17 protein-coding genes and 2 pseudogenes are annotated in these 18,158 nt (G+C 73.9%); 10 read left to right on the plus strand and 9 right to left on the minus strand.

What is annotated here, in order from left to right:
* Positions 1-281 precede the first annotated feature (281 nt).
* Both alc and allB read right to left on the minus strand, forming a co-directional pair.
* Positions 282-1,397 carry an allantoicase gene (alc, locus tag ABZ318_RS33655; protein WP_356906234.1) on the minus strand — a complete coding sequence of 372 codons (1,116 nt, stop codon included), beginning with the start codon at positions 1,395-1,397 and terminating at the stop codon, positions 282-284.
* Position 1,398: 1 nt separating this feature from the next.
* Positions 1,399-2,733 carry an allantoinase AllB gene (allB, locus tag ABZ318_RS33660; protein ID WP_356906235.1) on the minus strand — a complete coding sequence of 445 codons (1,335 nt, stop codon included), beginning with the start codon at positions 2,731-2,733 and terminating at the stop codon, positions 1,399-1,401.
* A 338-nt stretch (positions 2,734-3,071) separates the two neighbouring features.
* Here allB and ABZ318_RS33665 point away from each other — a divergent pair, with 338 nt between their 5' ends.
* The 3 genes and pseudogenes from ABZ318_RS33665 to ABZ318_RS33675 all read left to right on the plus strand — a co-directional run.
* On the plus strand, positions 3,072-3,878 hold the full coding sequence (locus tag ABZ318_RS33665) for an IclR family transcriptional regulator (RefSeq protein ID WP_356906236.1): 807 nt from the start codon (positions 3,072-3,074) through the stop codon (positions 3,876-3,878).
* A 7-nt stretch (positions 3,879-3,885) separates the two neighbouring features.
* Positions 3,886-4,482, plus strand: coding sequence for a hypothetical protein (locus ABZ318_RS33670; RefSeq protein ID WP_356906237.1), 597 nt, complete (start codon positions 3,886-3,888; stop codon positions 4,480-4,482).
* An 84-nt stretch (positions 4,483-4,566) separates the two neighbouring features.
* Positions 4,567-4,677, plus strand: a pseudogene (locus ABZ318_RS33675) (DUF6223 family protein); the annotation flags it as partial.
* A 10-nt stretch (positions 4,678-4,687) separates the two neighbouring features.
* Here the strand turns inward: ABZ318_RS33675 and ABZ318_RS33680 are convergent.
* Together ABZ318_RS33680 and ABZ318_RS33685 are read right to left on the minus strand one after the other, a co-directional pair.
* Positions 4,688-5,368: an ABC transporter ATP-binding protein gene (locus ABZ318_RS33680; RefSeq protein ID WP_356906238.1), complete on the minus strand. Its 681-nt coding sequence runs from the start codon at positions 5,366-5,368 to the stop codon at positions 4,688-4,690.
* Positions 5,365-6,444 (minus strand): FtsX-like permease family protein, encoded by a 1,080-nt coding sequence (locus ABZ318_RS33685; RefSeq protein ID WP_356906239.1) that lies wholly within the window; start codon positions 6,442-6,444, stop codon positions 5,365-5,367. The genes ABZ318_RS33680 and ABZ318_RS33685 overlap by 4 nt, the downstream gene beginning before the upstream one ends.
* A 112-nt stretch (positions 6,445-6,556) precedes the next feature.
* Between ABZ318_RS33685 and ABZ318_RS33690 the strand changes: the two genes are divergently transcribed.
* Positions 6,557-7,885 (plus strand): sensor histidine kinase, encoded by a 1,329-nt coding sequence (locus ABZ318_RS33690; protein ID WP_356906240.1) that lies wholly within the window; start codon positions 6,557-6,559, stop codon positions 7,883-7,885.
* Positions 7,882-8,508 (plus strand): response regulator transcription factor, encoded by a 627-nt coding sequence (locus ABZ318_RS33695; RefSeq protein ID WP_190159217.1) that lies wholly within the window; start codon positions 7,882-7,884, stop codon positions 8,506-8,508. Before ABZ318_RS33690 ends, ABZ318_RS33695 begins: the two co-directional genes overlap by 4 nt.
* On the opposite strand, the gene ABZ318_RS33700 is transcribed toward ABZ318_RS33695, so the two are convergent.
* A complete protein-coding gene (locus tag ABZ318_RS33700) occupies positions 8,498-8,722 on the minus strand; it encodes a hypothetical protein (protein WP_356906241.1) in 225 nt (74 codons plus the stop codon). The two genes, ABZ318_RS33695 and ABZ318_RS33700, sit on opposite strands and share 11 nt — an antisense overlap.
* A gap of 183 nt (positions 8,723-8,905) precedes the next feature.
* The gene (locus ABZ318_RS33705; protein ID WP_356906243.1) at positions 8,906-9,223 is read right to left on the minus strand and encodes a DUF5955 family protein; all 318 of its coding nucleotides are present in this window, start codon (positions 9,221-9,223) and stop codon (positions 8,906-8,908) included.
* A 185-nt stretch (positions 9,224-9,408) separates the two neighbouring features.
* On the opposite strand from ABZ318_RS33705, the gene ABZ318_RS33710 reads away from it, so the two are divergent.
* The 3 genes from ABZ318_RS33710 to ABZ318_RS33720 all read left to right on the plus strand — a co-directional run bounded on the left by ABZ318_RS33710 (position 9,409) and on the right by ABZ318_RS33720 (position 13,283).
* Complete coding sequence (locus tag ABZ318_RS33710) at positions 9,409-10,023, plus strand: nucleotidyltransferase family protein (protein ID WP_356906244.1); 615 nt, start codon at positions 9,409-9,411, stop codon at positions 10,021-10,023.
* Positions 10,024-10,279: 256 nt separating this feature from the next.
* Complete coding sequence (gene aceB / locus ABZ318_RS33715) at positions 10,280-11,902, plus strand: malate synthase A (RefSeq protein ID WP_356906245.1); 1,623 nt, start codon at positions 10,280-10,282, stop codon at positions 11,900-11,902.
* A gap of 235 nt (positions 11,903-12,137) precedes the next feature.
* Complete coding sequence (locus tag ABZ318_RS33720) at positions 12,138-13,283, plus strand: GDSL-type esterase/lipase family protein (protein ID WP_356906246.1); 1,146 nt, start codon at positions 12,138-12,140, stop codon at positions 13,281-13,283.
* Between the two features lie 12 nt (positions 13,284-13,295).
* On the opposite strand, the gene ABZ318_RS33725 is transcribed toward ABZ318_RS33720, so the two are convergent.
* From ABZ318_RS33725 to ABZ318_RS33735, 3 genes are all read right to left on the minus strand, one after another.
* A complete protein-coding gene (locus ABZ318_RS33725; RefSeq protein WP_356906247.1) occupies positions 13,296-15,083 on the minus strand; it encodes a hypothetical protein in 1,788 nt (595 codons plus the stop codon).
* 51 nt (positions 15,084-15,134) lie between these two features.
* Positions 15,135-16,226, minus strand: a complete 1,092-nt coding sequence (locus ABZ318_RS33730; protein WP_356906248.1) for a hypothetical protein — start codon at positions 16,224-16,226, stop codon at positions 15,135-15,137.
* 96 nt (positions 16,227-16,322) lie between these two features.
* Complete coding sequence (locus ABZ318_RS33735; protein ID WP_356906249.1) at positions 16,323-17,282, minus strand: fibronectin type III domain-containing protein; 960 nt, start codon at positions 17,280-17,282, stop codon at positions 16,323-16,325.
* A gap of 131 nt (positions 17,283-17,413) precedes the next feature.
* On the opposite strand from ABZ318_RS33735, the gene ABZ318_RS33740 reads away from it, so the two are divergent.
* Entirely contained in the window at positions 17,414-18,016 is a 603-nt protein-coding gene (locus ABZ318_RS33740; protein ID WP_356906250.1) for a hypothetical protein, read from the plus strand.
* A pseudogene (locus tag ABZ318_RS33745) lies at positions 18,013-18,158 on the plus strand (allantoate amidohydrolase); the annotation flags it as partial. The gene ABZ318_RS33740 and the pseudogene ABZ318_RS33745, both read left to right, overlap by 4 nt.

Below are 18,158 nucleotides of genomic sequence, written 5' to 3' on the forward strand. Positions count from 1 at the left end.
GGGGGCCGGGGGGGGTGTTGGTGCGGGGCGCCGTTTTCTGGGTGCCCGGCGGGCCCGCCGCTTACCGCCCCCACCGGGCACCCGGCGCGCGACCCGACGGGCGCCGCCGGGCTCGTGAGCCCGGCGGCGCCCGGAAGGGGACGAGCCCGGAAAAAGGGGGCGCGAGGGCGCACCGGTGCTGTCGGGTCGGTGCGCCCTCGCGGGCCGGGCGGGGTGTCGTACCCGCCCAGTTCGGGGGAGCCGGGCCGCGTGGACGCGTCCGGCTCGGGGAGCCGGTGGCGTCAGCCGCCGAGCTCCTGGTGGCGGGCCGTCAGCCGCGCCGTACCGGCCTCCGTGAGGGAGCCGAAGAGACGGAGGCGGGAGATGCCGCCGTCCGGGTAGATGTCGATCCGGACGCGGGAGCCGACGGCCGGGGTGTCGAGCACGAACCGGTGGTTGGTGTCGGGCTGGAGGCGGGTCCGGGGCAGGATCTCGGTCCACTCCTCCGAGCCCTCGGCCGCGACGGAGAGGGCGGCCCAGCCCGCGCTGTTGCCCTTGAGGTAGGCGGTGTCGATCTCGACGGCGCGGATCTCGGACTCGGCGACCAGGCCGTAGCGGATCCAGTCGTTGCCCTTGTCGCGGCGGCGGCGGGTCTCCCAGCCGTCGTCCATCTTGCGGGAGCGGCCCGGCTGGATGGTGTTGGTGGCCGGGGAGTAGAAGCGGTCGGAGGCGTCCTCGACCTGGCCGCCGTTCTCCAGGGCCGCGAGGTCGAAGGTGCCGAGGACGCCGAGCCACGCCGGGTCCGGGGCGACCTCGCCGTAGACGCGGAGGCGGGCGATGCCGCCGTCGGGGTGCTGGTCGACGCGCAGGTGCGTGAAGCGCTGCTCGACGTCGACGGCGAAGCCGTTGGCGGCGTGGCCGCCGACGGCGGTGCGCGGGACCAGCGTCGTCCACTTCACGTCGTCGGCGAGGAGCTCCTCGGGCGAGGGCGAGCCGGCCACGGAGGTGGCCTCGACGGAGACGGCCTGCGGGTAGTTGCCGCGGAAGTGGGCGGTGTCGACGACGATGCCGCGGACGACACCGGGCGCGCCGAGGCGTACGAGGGCCCAGTCGTGGTCGTCCTCGGTGGGGTGCGGCTGCTGGGCCGAGACACCGCGGCGGCGGCGGGTCTCCCAGCCGTCCATGATCTTGCCCTTGTGGCCGAAGTGCTCGGGGTCGAACTCGGCGGCCTCGGGCTTGAGCAGGTTCTCGCGCTCGGCGAAGAACTCGTCGTTGGCCGCGATGACGCCCGCGCCCAGGCGCCGGTCCGCGAGGTCCGCGTACTGGGTGAAGGGGAAGTCGGCCGTCCGGTAGTCGGCGTACGGGTCGCCGCCGCCGTAGGGGCTCGCGTCACCGGTGAAGCTGGGTATGGACGACACGTCAGTTGTTCCTTTCGAGGAGGCGGCCGGAGGGCTCGGCGAGGGTGCCGTGGTCGGCGATCCGCTCTCCGCGCAGCCAGGTGGAGGTGACGACGCCGCTGAGGGTCTTGCCCGCGTAGGCGGTGATCCGGTTGCGGTGCTGGAGCTCGGCCGGGTCGACAGTGAAGGTGGCGTCGGGGGCGAGGACGGCGAAGTCGGCGTCGCGGCCGGCCTCGATGGCGCCCTTGCGGGTGAGTCCGGCGAGCCGGGCCGGGCCCTCCGACATCCAGCGGACGACGTCCTCCAGGGTGTGGCCGCGGCGGCGGGCCTCGGTCCAGATGGCCGGCAGGCCGAGCTGGAGGGAGGAGATGCCGCCCCAGGCGGAGGCGAAGTCCGGGGTCTTCAGGTCGGCGGTGGACGGGGAGTGGTCGGAGACGATGCAGTCGATCGTGCCGTCCGCGAGCCCCTGCCACAGGGCGTCCTGGTTCGAGGCCTCGCGGATGGGCGGGCAGCACTTGAACTCGGTGGCGCCGTCCGGGATCTCCTCGGCGGTGAGCGTGAGGAAGTGCGGGCAGGACTCGACGGTGATCTTCACGCCCTCGGCCTTGGCGGCGGCGAGGGCCGGCAGCGCGTCCGAGGAGGAGAGGTGCAGGACGTGGACGCGGGCGTCGAGCCGGCGGGCCTGGTTGATCAGGTTCTCGATGGCCGTGTTCTCGGCGTCCCGGGGGCGGGAGGCGAGGAAGTCGGCGTAGGCGCCGCCCGACCGCTGGGGCGCGGCGGCGAGGTGGTGCGGGTCCTCGGCGTGCACGATCATCAGGCCGTCGAAGCCGGAGATCTCGGCGAGCGAGTTGGCCAGCTGCTCCTGGTCGAGCTCCGGGAACTCCTCGACGCCGGAGGGCGAGAGGAAGCACTTGAAGCCGAAGACGCCGGCGTCGTGGAGGGGGCGCAGGTCCTTGACGTTGTCGGGCAGGGCGCCGCCCCAGAAGCCGACGTCGATGTGGGCCTTGCTGCGGGCGACCTCCTGCTTGACGCGCAGGTTCTCCACGGTGGTGGTCGGGGGCAGCGAGTTGAGCGGCATGTCGAGCAGGGTGGTGATGCCACCGGCGGCGGCCGCGCGGGTGGCGGTCCAGAAGCCTTCCCACTCGGTGCGGCCCGGGTCGTTCACGTGGACGTGGGTGTCGACGAGTCCCGGGAGGACGACGTCGTCGCCGACGTCCTCGAGCCGGGCGCCGGCGGGCACCTCGGCGTCGTACGGCAGCACGGCCGCGATCGTCCCTCCGGAGACGGCGATCGACGCCGGGCGCGTCCCCTCGGGGGTGATGACGCGTGTCGAGCGCAGGACCAGGTTGACGTCCACCCGTACCCCTCTCTTCAAGTGACTCGCAGAGAAAACCAAGAATTTCAACGAACTGTTGAAAAGGAGTCTTCACTTCCGAGCGAGGGGTCGTCAAGGGCACACTTCCAGCATCGGGCGTCGGTGGACCCGACTTAGAGCTTTCCACAAAGTGGAATGGAAATTTCGTACAGTAGAACGTAGCTCCACACATGCGAGCCGGACCCGGACCGCTCCGGGCCGTCACCGACACCGGACAAACACCCCCTGACCGGCGCTGACGCCGGTACCGGGACCATGTACCCCGGCCGGCGGCCCGGTAGGCTGCTGCCTTGCCCGCCTGCCCCGAAAGGACCGTTGACGTGCCGACGTCCAGCGCCAGCACCACCGACGCCGCCAAGCCCGCCGCGAGCGGGGGCGTCCAGTCCCTTGAGCGCGCCTTCGACCTCCTGGAGCGGATGGCCGACGCCGGGGGCGAGGTAGGGCTGAGCGAGCTCTCCGCCAGCAGCGGACTTCCGCTCCCCACCATCCACCGCCTGATGCGCACCCTCGTCGCCTGCGGCTACGTGCGCCAGCAGCCCAACCGCCGGTACGCCCTCGGCCCCCGGCTCATCCGGCTCGGCGAGTCCGCCGCCCGCCTCCTCGGCACCTGGGCCCGCCCCTACCTGGCGCGGCTCGTCGAGGAGACCGGCGAGACCGCGAACATGGCGCTGCTCGACGGCGACGAGATCGTGTACGTCGCACAGGTGCCGTCCAAACACTCCATGCGCATGTTCACCGAGGTCGGCCGCCGGGTCCTGCCGCACTCGACCGGCGTCGGCAAGGCGCTCCTGGCGCACACGCCGGCGGAGGAGGTGCGGGCGCTGCTCGCCCGCACCGGCATGCCGGCCGCGACCGAGAAGACCATCACCACGCCGGAGGGCTTCCTCGACGCGCTCGTGGCGGTCCGCGAGACGGGCTACGCGGTCGACGACAACGAGCAGGAGATAGGGGTCCGCTGCCTCGCTGTCTCCGTACCCGACTCCCCCACCGCGGCGGCCATCTCCATCTCGGGCCCGGCGGGCCGGGTCACCGAGGCGGCCACGGACAAGATCGTCCCGATCCTCCAGGAAGTGGCCCGCGAACTGTCGGCGGCCCTCGCGAACACCTCGGGCAACGGCCAGGGCTGAGGCCGCCGTGGGGGTCGACATCGACGGCGTGATCGAGGTGCGCGGGCCCGGCGGCCGCTGGGAGTCCGCCCTCGATCTGCCGGACAGCGCGCTCCGGCGCGACCGGCACGCCCGGGAAGTCCTCTTCGGCTACGGCGGGGCACTCCAGGTGGAACGCCCCCTGTTCGACCGGCGCGGAATCCCGGACGACGCCTCGGAAGCCGTCCCGGCGTACGACGAGCTGAGCCACAGCCACTCGTACGCCACCTGGGCCGAGGTCGCGGCCGTCGACTGGGACGGGCCGCTCTGCGACAGGCCCGACGGGAACCACATCGGTGAATGGCGGCCGGGCCCGGACGGCGCACTCGTCCTCCACCACGTGCCCTGGACGCCGATCGAGGTCCTCGACGCGGCGGAGGAGCTCTTCGGCGAGGACCTGATGCCGCACGAGTGGCCACCGGGCGGCGAGGTCCACTGGAACGGGGCCACGTACCGCCCCGTGACCTTCACTCCCCGCATGTTCGTCCCGCCGGACGGCGACTGGGGCCCGGCGTGGACGGCGATGCGCGAACAGGCCGCCGTCCACGGCGACGAGAACGTCCGCCTGGTGGTCTGGTTCGGCTGACGTCGGACGTCAGCGCCCGGCGTCCCGCGGTGACACCAGGCCGGACACGCCGGTCGACAGCAGCGCCGCCGTCACGCCGACGGTGGCCTCGGCACCGGCACCGGTCTCGGCGGCGCGTACGTCGCCGTGCTGGTGGGCCTGGTCTCGGTCGCCCTGGGGTGGCGGGCCCGCTCCCGGGCCCGCCGCACCGGATGACCTGCCCGTCTCAGGCCCGCACCGACTCCGCCAGGCGGCCGTCCCGGACCGTCACCGTGCGGTCCGTGCGGGCCAGGTGCGTGCGGTCGTGGGTGACCAGGACCGTCGCCGTCCCGCGCTCGGCCGTCAGCGCGGCGAGGAGGTCCATGACCGCCGCCCCCCGCTCGTGGTCCAGGGCGCTCGTCGGCTCGTCGACCAGGAGGACGGAGGGCTCGTTCATCAGCGCCCGCGCGATGTTCACGCGCTGCCGCTGGCCGCCCGACAGCTGGTGCGGCCGCCGGTGGGCCTGGTCCGCGAGCCCCACCGCGTCGAGGAGGTCCAGGGCCCGGTCCCGTACCGCCTTCGGGGGACGTCCCGACAGATGGGCCATCACCTGGAGCTGCTCCGCCGCGCTCAGCGAGGGCAGCAGATTGGGCTGCTGGAAGACGATCCCGATGTGCTCCCGGCGCAGCTGCGCCCTGGCGGCGGGGGTGAGCGCCCCCGTGTCCGTCCCGGCGACGACGACCCGCCCCTCGTCCGGGGTCACCAGGGTGGCGGCGACCGCGAGGAGGCTGGACTTGCCGGAGCCGGAGGGCCCGACGACGGCCGTGAGCGTGCTGGCGGGGACGGTCAGGGAGACGGCGTCGAGGGCGGTGAGCCGGCCGTCGCCGTCGGGGTAGGTGAGGGTGACGGCGTCGAGGACGAGGCTCATCGGGCGCTCCCGAGGGCGGTGAGGGGGTCGACGGCGGTGATCCGCCGGATGGACAGGGCGGCGCCGAGGACGCCGAGGACGACGATCACGGCGGCCGGCCCGAGGACGGTGAGCGGTTCGAGGACGAAGGGCACGTTCCCGCCGCTGACGAGGGCGCCGATGCCGACCGCGAGCGCGGTGCCGAGCAGGGTGCCCGCGGTGAGCATGAGGACGGCCTGCCCGAGGGCGTCCCTGAGGAGGTACGGGGTGGAGGCGCCGAGCGCCTTGAGGACGGCGACGTCACCGCTGCGCTGGATGGTCCAGACGGTGAAGAAGGCCCCTATGACGAGCGCGGAGATGGCGAAGAGGAAGCCGCGCATCAGCTGCAGCGAGCCGTTCTCGGCCTGGTAGGACCCTATGGCGGTGAGGGCCCCGTCGAGGGTGCGGGCCTCGGTGTCGGCGGCCTTGTCGCCGGCCGCCCAGTCGACGCCGTCGCCGCCGCTCAGCGCGATCACGGTGGCCTGGTCCCGCCCGGTGGTGCCGCTGCGGCCGAGCTTCTGCCAGTCGTCGAGGGAGGTCCACACCACGGGTGTGTGGCTGTACGAGGCGTCGCCGGAGACCGCGGCGACGGTGACCTCCAGCGGGCCGAGGCGGACCCGGTCGCCCGCGCGCACGGCCAGCTCCTGGGCCGCCGACTCGGACAGGACGGCCCTGCCCGCGCCGACGGCGGCGGGGGCGAGTCCCGCGTCCGGTTCCGTACCGAAGGCGGAGACGGCGGCGGTGCGGTCCCCGGCGGCGGCGTTGAGGGTGCGGATGCCGAGCGGATCGGCCTCCGTCACCCCGGGCCGCTCCGCCCAGCCTCGCCACTGCTCCTCCGTCACCGTCGAGTTGGTGAAGGAGACCGACTGCCCGGACGGCGGCGCCGCGAAGGCCAGCCGGTCGGCGGGCAGACCGGTGATCGCGGAGACGTTCTCTCGCGCGAGTCCGGCGGTCAGCCCGGACAGCAATCCCACGAGCAGGGTGATCAGCACGATCACGGTGCCCATGAGGGTGAAACGCCCCTTGGCGAATCTCAGGTCTCTCCATGCCACGAACATGCTGACCAGAGTGGTCCGCGAGGTCCCCCGCGGGCATCGCGCCACGGATGGCTCCGTCATCAAACTTTCGGTTGAGTCCGGATCGTCGCCCGTTGCCTACGCTGGAGGGATCATGGATCCCCGCTCTCTGACCCCCGCCCTGCGCGCGCTGCGCCTCTGCCTGCACCTCCTCATGGCGGGGCTGCTCGTCCTGGCGGCGGCACGGGCGGAGTCGGCCGCCGGGACGGCGATGGCGGCGGTCGTGGGCGGGGTCTACGCGACCGGCTCGTCCCTGCCGTCCGTGCGGAGCTCGCAGCGCGCCGCCGCCGCGTGGCTGGCGGTCCTCGGGGCGTCCTGGCTCGGGCTGCTCTGGCTCACCCCGGAGGCGCTCTGGCTGGCCTTCCCCCTGTACTTCCTCCAGCTGCACCTGCTGCCCACGCGCTGGTCGCTGCCGGCCGTGGCGCTGACGGCGGCCGCGGCGATCCTCTCGTACGTGGGACACGGCGCCGCGCTGAATCCGGGGGTCTTCATCGGGCCGCTGCTCGGCGCCGCGGTCGCGGTGGCGACGGTCCTCGGCTACCAGGCGCTGTACCGGGAGAGCGAGCGGCGGCGCCGGCTCATCGAGGAGCTGATCGAGACGCGGGCGGAGCTGGCGGCGGCGGAGCGGCACGCGGGGACGCTCGCCGAGCGGGAGCGGCTCGCGCGGGAGATCCACGACACGCTCGCGCAGGGCCTGTCCTCGATCCAGCTGCTGCTGAGGGCGGCCGAGCGGGTGCTCCCGCCGGACTCCCCCGCCGCGGGCCACATCGGCCGGGCCCGCGAGGCGGCGCAGGACAATCTGGCGGAGGCGCGGCGCTTCGTCCGGGCGCTCTCGCCGCCGGACCTGGAGCACGGCTCCCTCGCGGCGGCGCTGGAGCGGCTGTGCGAACCGGGCCCCGGTCCGGTCCCGGAGGGGCCTGCCGGTGCGAGTCCCTACGGGCCGGCCCCGGAGGGACCGTCCGGTACGGGTCCTTACGGGTCGGCTCCGGAAGACCCGTCCGGTGCGAGTCCCTACGGGCCGGCCCCGGAAGACCCGTCCGGTACGGGTCCGTACGGGCCGGGGGGCGGGCCTCGGGTCCGGTTCTCGGTGAGCGGCACGCCCGTCGAGCTGCCGACCCCGTACGAGGTCGCGCTGCTGCGGATCGCGCAGTCGGCGCTCGCGAACACGGTGCGGCACGCCTCGGCCTCGCGGGCGGAGATCACCTTGTCGTTCATGGACGCGTCGGTGACCCTGGACGTGGTCGACGACGGCCGGGGCTTCGACCCCGCGTCCGTGCGTCCTTCCTCGGACGGCGGTTTCGGGCTTCCGGCGATGCGCTCGCGGGCGGAGTCGCTGGGCGGCACGTTCACCGTCGAGTCGGCGCCCGGCCAGGGCACCGCCGTCGCCGTCTCCCTCCCCCTCCCCGCTGGAGCGTCCGCATGACCATCCGACTCCTCCTCGCCGACGACCACCCGGTGGTACGGGCGGGCCTGCGCGCGGTCCTCGACACCGAGCCGGACTTCGCGGTGGTCGCGGAGGCGGCCACGGCCGAGCGCGCGGTGGAGCTGGCCGCCGCCGGGGGCGTGGACGTGGTCCTGATGGACCTGCAGTTCGGCGCCGGGATGCACGGCTCGGAGGCGACGGCGGCGATCACGGCGGCGCCGGGCGGCCCGAAGGTGCTGGTCCTGACGACGTACGACACGGACGCGGACATCCTGGCGGCGGTGGAGGCGGGCGCCTCCGGCTACCTCCTGAAGGACGCGCCGCCGGAGGAGCTGGCGGCGGCGGTCCGGACGGCGGCGGCCGGCCAGTCGGCCCTCGCTCCGGCGGTGGCGCACCGGCTGATGGACCGCATGCGGACACCGGCGGAGGCCCTGACCAAGCGCGAGCTGGAGGTGCTCCAGCTGGTGGGCGAGGGCCTGTCGAACCAGCAGATCAGCAAGGCGCTGTTCCTGAGCCAGGCGACGGTGAAGTCCCACCTGGTGCACGTCTTCGCGAAGCTGGGCGTGGACTCGCGCACGGCGGCGGTGGCGGCGGCGACGGCACGGCGGCTGATCAGACGGTGAGGCCGTCGGGCCGGTCCTCGGCCGACGAGTCGGCCCGGGCGGCCATCAGGTCCTGGAAGGACCGCATGCACGGCAGGCAGTGCCGGTCCGTCCGCATGCCGTCCGCGTCACGGTCGACGGTCTGGCCGCAGAGGCTGCTGCCCGCCTGTTTGGCGATCACGTGCCAGACCAGAAGGCCGCTGGAGTTGTCGGGTGCGATGTGCATCTCGTACATGGCAGGTTCCGTTCTCGGAGGTCCGGGTTCCCACCCAACTCGTGCCCGGCGGCACCGGCACGGCGACCAGGTCAAGTGGGTGAAACGGGAGCCCGCCCGGGGCCTGGTCTTCGTCTCCGGCCCGGACTGACCACCGGCCTCCCGGCCGCGGGCCTCCTGACCACCGGCCTACTGACCGCCGGCCTACTGCCCGGGCTGCGGGGGCCCGAAGAGCTCGACCGCGCGCCGGACCCCGGCGAGGCCCTCGGCGAGGGCGCTGACGGAGCCGACGGAGCCCGCGACGAGCAGCAGCGAGCGGCGCAGCCGCCATACCTCGGGATCGCCGCTGAGCGCCATGGCGTCCAGGGCGGCGAGCTCGTCCTCGGCTATCCCCCGGTCGGCGAAATCGACCCGGTGCGCGGCCAGTTCGCGCCGGAGCCGGGACACGGCGGCCCGCAGTTCGGCCACCCTGGGGTCCACGCCCTCGCCGGTCACTCGCCTCTGCCCCACGCTTCGCAACACGGTTCTCCCCCTCGCACCACACTGTGCGCAGAACTCCACTCCGAAACACTCCGAGCCGCCCCCGGACGGCGGTCGGGCGCCGTGAGTCGCGGGCCAGTTAACTCCTTCGCCACCCCGGCGCGCCACCCTTGGTGGACGGAATTCAGGCGACCGTGTGATTCCGCCTCATGAGGTATGCAGTCCCCATGACAACAGCAGAAGATCGAAGCCCCGTCGTCGCCGGACTGCTGCTCGCCGCGGGGGGCGGCAGGCGCCTCGGGGGGCGGCCGAAGGCCTTGCTCACGCACCGGGGGCGGCCACTGGTCGAGCACGCCGTGGGGGTGCTGCGCGGGGCCGGCTGCGAGGTGGTGCACGTGGTGCTGGGGGCCTCGGCCGAGGTCGTACGGGAGCGGGCCGAGCTGCCCGGGTGCGTGCTGGTGGACAACCCGGAGTGGGCGGAGGGGATGGGTTCCTCGCTGCGGGCCGGGCTCGCCTCGCTGGCCGCCGACCCGCGCGGGCCGGCCGCGGCGCTCGTCCTGCTGGTCGACCAGCCGGGGATCGGGGTGGAGGCCGTGGCCCGGGTGCGGGCGGCGTACGGCTCGCGGGATTCGCTGGCGGCGGCCTCGTACGACGGGGTGCGGGGGCATCCGGTGCTGTTCGGCGCCGGGCACTGGGCGGGGATCGCGGAGACGGCGGTGGGCGACCGGGGCGCGCGGGACTATCTGGCGGCGCACCGGGATGCGATCACCCCGGTGGACTGCTCGGATGTGGCCGAGCCCTACGACATCGACACGGAGGCGGATCTGTCCCGTCTGGAGTGAACCCGGCCGGAGCGGACCCACCTGGAGTGAACGGCTTGGCACCGAGCGCCATGTTCTGTCGATCCGGAGAATCTCGACATCAACAAACCATTGAACTTCCACCATGAGGAAACTAGTATCCACTGTTCAGAAGCGCCTGCTCGTTCAGAAGGCGCTTGCGGCCGTATCTCGGCGCCTGTGGCACTCCGTGCCGTTCCGTGACGCCCGGCGGCCGCCTGGCACCGCCCATGAAGTCCGCTGAAGGAAGTGACAGTTCATGTCCGCACCAGCGCCGTCCCCCCTGGCCGTCGTCGATGCCGAGCCCCTCCCGCGTCAGGAGGAGGTGCTCACCGAGGCCGCCCTGGCCTTCGTCGCCGAACTGCACCGGCGGTTCACCCCGCGCCGGGACGAGCTCCTCGCCCGCCGAGCGGAGCGTCGCGCCGAGATCGCCCGTACGTCCACCCTGGACTTCCTTCCGGAGACCGCCGCGATCCGCGCCGACGACTCCTGGAGGGTCGCGCCGGCCCCGGCGGCCCTGAACGACCGCCGCGTCGAGATCACCGGCCCGACCGACCGCAAGATGACGATCAACGCGCTCAACTCCGGCGCGAAGGTCTGGCTCGCCGACTTCGAGGACGCCTCGGCGCCGACCTGGGAGAACGTCGTCCTCGGCCAGGTCAACCTGATCGACGCGTACACCCGGAAGATCGACTTCACGGACCCGCGCTCGGGCAAGACGTACGCCCTGAAGCCCGCCGACGAGCTCGCCACCGTCGTCATGCGGCCGCGCGGCTGGCACCTGGAGGAGCGTCACCTCACCTTCGACGGACGCCCGGTGCCCGGCGCGCTCGTCGACTTCGGCCTGTACTTCTTCCACAACGCCCAGCGTCTGATCGACCTCGGCAAGGGCCCGTACTTCTACCTCCCGAAGACGGAGTCGCACCTGGAGGCCCGCCTCTGGAACGACATCTTCGTCTTCGCACAGGACTACGTCGGCATCCCGCAGGGCACCGTCCGCGCCACGGTCCTCATCGAGACCATCACGGCCGCGTACGAGATGGAGGAGATCCTCTACGAGCTCCGCGACCACGCCGCCGGCCTGAACGCGGGCCGCTGGGACTACCTCTTCTCCATCGTCAAGAACTTCCGTGACGGCGGAGCCAAGTTCGTCCTGCCGGACCGCAACGCGGTCACGATGACCGCCCCGTTCATGCGCGCCTACACCGAACTCCTCGTGCGCACCTGCCACAAGCGCGGCGCGCACGCGATCGGCGGCATGGCGGCGTTCATCCCGTCCCGCAAGGACGCCGAGGTCAACAAGGTCGCCTTCGAGAAGGTCAAGGCCGACAAGGACCGCGAGGCCGGCGACGGCTTCGACGGCTCCTGGGTCGCCCACCCCGACCTGGTCCCGATCGCGATGGCCTCCTTCGACGCGGTCCTCGGCGACAGGCCGAACCAGAAGGACCGCCTGCGCGAGGACGTCTCCGTCGCGCCCGGCGACCTCATCGCCATCGACTCGCTCGACGCCAAGCCCACGTACGACGGCCTGCGCAACGCCGTCCAGGTCGGCGTCCGCTACATCGAGGCGTGGCTGCGCGGCCTCGGCGCCGTCGCGATCTTCAACCTGATGGAGGACGCGGCCACCGCCGAGATCTCCCGCTCCCAGATCTGGCAATGGATCAACGCGGGCGTGGTCTTCGAGAACGGCGAGAAGGCCACCCCCGAGCTGGCCCGCAAGGTCGCCGCCCAGGAGCTCGACGCCATCCGCGCCGAGATCGGCGAGGAGGCCTTCGCGGCCGGCAAGTGGCAGCAGGCGCACGACCTGCTCCTGCACGTCTCGCTCGACGCGGACTACGCGGACTTCCTCACCCTTCCCGCGTACGAGCAGCTGGTCGGCTGACAGGGGAACCCCGGCCGACCGCACAGCGGCCGCACACCTCCTGAACAGGGCTCCGCCCCCGGTGACGCACATCGCCGGGGGCGGAGCCCTGTCCGTTACCGGTTGCGGCACAGGCGACGAGACGGAACCGAGATATGCAGCTACCTAGCGGTAACAAGCCACGCCGTGCGAGATTCCGCCATGCCACCGGCCGGCGGCTGTCCCCCACGTCACTGCGTACCGCAGGAGCACAGCCATGCCTTCGTCCCCCCACCGTGCGCTGCGCGCACTCCTGGCACTGTGTACCGCCGCCGGGCTCGCCTCGCTCACCGCTCCCGCCGCCCACGCCTCCCCCGGCTCCGGCCCCACCGCCGTCGTCGCCATGGGCGACAGCTACATCTCCGGCGAGGCCGGCCGCTGGTTCGGCAACAGCCTCACGAACAGCGGCAGCCGCAACGGCACCGACCGCGCCTGGACGGGCAGCACCTACGACCCGTCCCGGGTGTACGGCAGCACCGCGGGCGGCTGTGACCGCTCGGACGTCTCCGAGGTCAGGAGCGCGGGCCCGATCGCGAGCTCGCTGATCAACCTCGCCTGCTCCGGGGCGACCACGGAGAACGTCTTCCGCGCCTCCCAGGGCGGCCAGGCCTTCAAGGGCGAGGCACCCCAGGCCGACCGGCTGGCGGCCGTGGCCGCCGCGAACGACGTCAAGCTGATCGCCCTGTCCATCGGCGGCAACGACCTCGGCTTCGGCGACATCATCAGCACCTGCGCGAGCGACTACATCGTCTGGTACTCGTACTGCAACGACGACCAGCAGGCCGTCGTCGACGCGAAGATCGACGGCGTGATGGCCGACGTCGGCCGGTCCGTCGACGAGATCCGAGCGGTCATGTCCGCCGCCGGATACGCCGCCGGCGACTACCGGATCGTCCTCCAGTCGTACCCCTCCCCCATCCCGCGCGCCGCCGAGAACCGGTACGCGGAGAGCGGCTGGGCCCGCACCAACACCGGTGGCTGCCCCTTCTGGGACGCCGACTCCGACTGGGCCCGCGACTCCCTGGTCCCCCAGATCGCCAACCGCCTCAAGGGCGTCGCCACCGCCAAGGGCGTGCAGTTCATGGACCTGCGGGACGCGCTCCAGGGCCGTGAGGTCTGCGCGAAGGCGAGCAAGCAGGTCACGTCGACCGTGCCCCCGTCGGCGACCACGAGCGAGTGGGCGCGCTGGATCGACAGCCAGAGCACGCAGGGCCTCGTCCAGGAGTCGATGCACCCCAACGCCTACGGCCAGCAGGCCCTCGGCCGCTGCCTGGCCCTGATCAACGCCGTCCCCACGGGGAACCGCAGCTGCCGGAACACGGCGGGGACGGGGGCGTCGGGGATGTACCTCACGGCGGGCTAGCGGTCACCACGGTCACGGGAGCGTGATGCCGAGCGGGTGGAGGACCCGCTCGGTCTCGTGGCGGTCCGCCGCGGCCATCGCGCGGACCAGGGCGGCGGAACCGCCGGGCCAGGCGGCCGCCGCCGCGTCGAAGGCGGCACGGCGGGACTCCAGGGGGCCCTTCTTGGCCGGCAGCCCGTCGAGGACGTACAGGGCCCGGGCCGAGGCCCGCACCTGGATCGGGTCCGCCGGCTCGCCCCGCTCGCGCAGGGCTTCCAGGGCGTACGCGCCGACGACCGGGTCGCGGAGGGCACCGCGCAAGGCCTCCGGGGGCGCCCCGGCCGTGTCCAGTACGGCGAAGAGGCCGCGGGTGGCGGCCGCGTCGGAGGTCCCGGCGTGGACGGTGCCGAGGGCGGCGAGCAGCTCGGACCAGGCGTCGGCGGTGTCCACGCGCGCGTGGAGCCAGTCGGCGAGTACGCGCGCGGCGACGGAGGCCGGCCAGCCCCCGGCGGCGGCGACCGCCTCCGGCGCGGTCCAGGCGGCGGCCTCGGCGGCGTCGGGCGCGGTGACCCCGCGCACCGCGAGCAGATAGCGCACCGCGCCCGCCCCGCGCGGGGTGAGCCCGAAGGCGTCGCCGCGGCGGAAGACCAGGCCGGTGGCGGCGAGGCGGTCGAGGACCGCGGCGAGGTCGCGGGCCGCTCCTTCGAGCCGGGCCCGGTCCGCCTCGGTCAGCTCGGCCGTGCCGAGGAGCCGGACGAGCTCCGGCAGGGGCGGGGCGGTGTACTCCTCGGGCGCCGTGTCCGGCACCGGCACGGGCAGGTCCTCCAGGGCCGGGTCGACGGTCCAGTCCTCGTACTCGGCGGCCTTGCGGGCGACGGACTCGGCGGCGCAGCCGCGCTGGTAGACCACGTACAGCAGGTGCGGCGCCTCGCCCCCGTAGGGTTCGAACTCCTCCTCCGCGAGCTCCTCGACGACGCCGATGAGGCGGTCGGCGTCCTCCTCGACGGGCCCGGCCTCGATCGCGGGCGGCGGGGGCACGGGGGCAGCGGGGTCCCCGTGGTAGTCGAGGTGCTCGTCGAGGAGGGCGTCGGCGAGGACGAGGTGGGGGAAGGCGTCGGGTCCCGGCGCGAACCGCGCGTACGGCCCGGCGAGCTGTTCGGCGAGCCCGGCGGCGGTCCACCGGTCCTGGAGCGCGGCGGCGAGCTGTCCGATGCCGGTCGCGACGGCGTGGTCGGTGAGCAGCGGCCCGGCGGCCGGGGGCGCTTCGGCGTCCCGCACGTACGCGCGCGTGAGCGCCTCGGCGAGCAGGACGTCGGCGAGGGCGGTCCGCCCCATGAGGTGGGCGCGGCGCACCCCGTCGGGGAGCGGCGCCCCGTCGAGGGCGGCGAGCCGGCGCCGTACGTCCTCGGGGTCGGTGAGGTCGGCGCCGCAGGTCCGCAGCAGCGAGGCGTACCAGCGGTGCCAGGTGAGGTTGCCCGGGTCGTTCATGGCGCGTTCGAAGTCGGGTGCGGACTCGGCGACGACTGCGGCGATCCGCTCGCGCCGCCCCCCGTCGAACCGTGCCGCGAGGGCCCCGAGGACGGCCGGGTAGTGGGCGAGCTGCCCGGGCGGGGCGTACACGAAGGTCGGCAGGTCCTCCACCAGGAGCTGCCGCACGAGGCCGGGCGTCGGCTCGGGCAGCCCCGTCGCCCGGTCGGCGCCGCGCAGGGCGAGCAGTCCCAGGACCGCTTCGGCGGCCCGCGCGAACGCGGGGTCACGATGCTCGGGCGCTCCGTCGAGGAAGCTGTCGAGCCCGGTGTTGGTGAGAACGGTCTCGGCCACGCTTCCCAGGGTAATTCCGGGCAGCCGGTTCCGGCGGGCAGGCGCCACGGCTCAGGAGTGTCGTAGCAGGCCGCGGACGACCTGGGTCAGGTGCTGGATGTGGCCTGCGCGCAGCCAGACGGCGGGGGTGCCCGCTCCGGCGGTTCCCGATCCGTCCGCGCAGGAGGCGAGCCAGCGCTCCCCCTCGCTGAACCCCGCTCCCCGGAAGTCCTCCGCTTCGACGATCTCCCGGACCAGTGCCCGGACCGCGTCCGCGTGGTCGGGCCCCTGGGTCGGCACCCGCCCGAGGAGGAAGGTGCGGTCCGTGGTGTAGCGCACGACGCCCCAGGGCGGGCCGCCGCCCGCGGTGCTCGACCGGTCGGCCCCTCCGGTGTGGTCGGCCCCGTAGTCGCCGTACGTGACGTGGGCGCCCGGCTGTTCGGGGCCGTCGACGAGCACGTGCCAGAGGTCCCAGTCGAACCGGTGCGCCTCCGCGAGCGGAGCTCCGTAGCCCTCGGGGAACGTGCGGGGGAAGGAACCGGCGAGCACGGCGATCGTCCGCCAGCGGCGGAGGGGGCCGAGCAGGCCGAGGGCGCGCAGCGCCCACTTCTCCGCGGGCCTGTGCTCGTCGAGGACACCGCCCAGGTCGAGCAGGAGGTCCATCGGGCAGTGCGCGAAGGCGGTCCGTTCCAGGAGGGTGCCGACTTCGTCCCGCAGCCGCTCGTCGGGGAGGCCTCCCAGGAACAGCCGGACGCCGAGGCCGTTTCCGCCGGCACGGGCGGCCTCGGCGGCGGCCGTCTGCTGCCGGACGTCCCGCTCGACGCCGGTGACCGGTCGGAGCGCGGTGCGCGCCAGACCTCGCCAGAACTCCGTGACGAGGTGCCAGGGCTCGTCCTCCGCGTGGAAGGTGTCCACCCACGCGGGCAGTCCGCGCTGCACGTCCACCAGCCGGTGCAGCGCGGTCCGCAGGTGGCGGGCGAGTGCGGGCGGGTCCGGATCGAGCGGGTGGAACGGGCGCGTGCCCAGGCTGCGGGCGCCGCCGACGCGGGGTGGGACGCTCCAGAGCGGTGCCACGCGCGAGCGTACGTGCGGCGCCAGCCGGTCGTACGCGGCGAGCGCGCTCCTGCGCGCGGGCAGTGCGGGTACGTAGATCGGATCGGACATCGGCGCCCCCCAGCGGCCTGTCACTTCCCCTGGTCGCAGGGTGAGGCGCCGTCAGGCGGTACGAAAGGGTGCGGTTTCGGCCAGGGAGAGGGGAGTTCAGCGGACCACGACGGTCCTCGGTGCCGAGAAGTCGCCCCAGGTGCCGTCCGGGAGCTGGGCGCGGAGGGTGACGGTGTGGCGGGTGCCCGGGGGGTCCTGGACCGGGAAGGTGTAGGTGGCGCGGCCCGGGGGCGGGGTGGTGCCCCAGATGATGGTGGTGGCGAAGCGGCCGTCGAGGTGGAGTTCGTGGCGGGTGACGGGGGCGCCCGTCTCCGGTGGGGTCCAGGTGAGGGTGATCTCGCCCCTGGCGGCCGTCGCGGTGAGGTCTCTGGGGGCGGTGTTCGGCGGGGCGCCCGGGGAGGGGGCGGTGGTGAGGTCGGCCGGGGCGCTGTCCGGGGAGGAGTTCTCGGCGGCGTCGCGGGCGCGGACGGTGAACGCGTAGGCGGTGCCGGGGCGCAGGCCGGTGAGGTGGGCGGTGGTGGCGGTGCCGGGGACGGTGTGGACACGGGTGTCGGCCTGGTAGACGTCGTACGCGGTGACCCGGGTGTCGTCGCGGGCCGGTGACCAGCGCAGGGTGGCGGCGCGGCTGCCGTCGGCGGTGACGCGGAGGGCGGTCGGGGTGGTGGGCGGCGTGCGGTCCTCGGCGGCGGCGGGGAGGGTGGTGGCCGTGACGCCGGCGCCGGGGGGCGAGACGTTGCCGGCGGCGTCGCGGGCTCGGACGGTGAAGCGGTGGCGGGTTGCGGGGGCGAGGCCGACGACGTCGGTCATCAGGGTGGTGGCGGGGAGGTCCTTGACCTTGCGGCCGTCGAGGTGGACGGCGTATCCGGTGACGGCGCGGTCGTCGGTGGCCGCGCTCCACATGACGTGGACGGTGCTCGCGCTGCCCGCGGTGGCGGTGACTCCGGCGGGGGCGGTGGGCGCCCGGGTGTCCTTCGGCCGGGGCGCGGGGGGACCGGAGCAGGCGGCGAGGAGGAGCGTCGTCGCGGTCAACAGGCTTGCGGCAAGCGGTCGTTGCACGGGCCGGCCTCCGTCCGTCGAAAAGGTCCAGACCTATATCGCACAGTCCGCGCCGGCTCGGCAAGGGGTCGTTGTCAGTGGGGTGCGCTTCACTGGAATCGTCACGCTCCGTAGTCGAGTCAGGGGGAATCATGACGGACCGTACGACCTATGTGAGCCTCGCGGGAGTGCGCCGGCGCGGCTGGACCGACGCGATGGTGCGGGACCTGCTCGGCACGCCGGACGTGCAGGGGCGCGATCCGCGCCGCTGGTCCCTCGCGCCCGTGCGGCTCTATCTGCTGGCCCGGGTGGAGACGGTGGAGCGGACGCCCGAGTTCGCCGAGACGGCCGCGCTCTGCCGAGCCCGGGCCTCGGCCGCCGGGATCCACGCGGAGCGGCGACGGGCCGCCGTCCTGGCCGCGATCCGCGCGGAGCCGATCGAGGTCCCCCGGCTGCCCCGGCCCGAGCTGGAGCAGCGGGCCGTGCGGCACCGGCATCTGCTGGGGGCACGAAGTCCCGGGCCGGACCCCGCCGCGGCACGGGGCGGCACACCGGCCGGGGCGCTCGTGCGGTGGCAGGTGAGCTATCTGCGGCACGCCCTGTCGCGGTACGAGTCGCTGCTCGACGGCCTTTACGGGGAGGCGGGACGGGGCGAGGCGGAACGACTGCTGAGGCGGCGGTTGTACGAGGCGATCGCCGCCGCCTATCCCTCGCTGGCCCGGGAGTGCCACCGCCGGATCGCGGTCGAGCGATGAGTGCCTTCAGCGGCCGTCACGCCGTCAGCAGGCGGCTGATCGCGCGGTTCCACGCCATGTGGACCAGCCTCCACGGCATCGGCCGCAACGCGGCCTCCGGCGGCTACCGCCGCTACGCCTGGACCCCCGCCGACGCCGACTG

Source organism: Streptomyces sp. NPDC006197, assembly GCF_040613865.1.
Classification (GTDB): Bacteria; Actinomycetota; Actinomycetes; order Streptomycetales; family Streptomycetaceae; genus Streptomyces.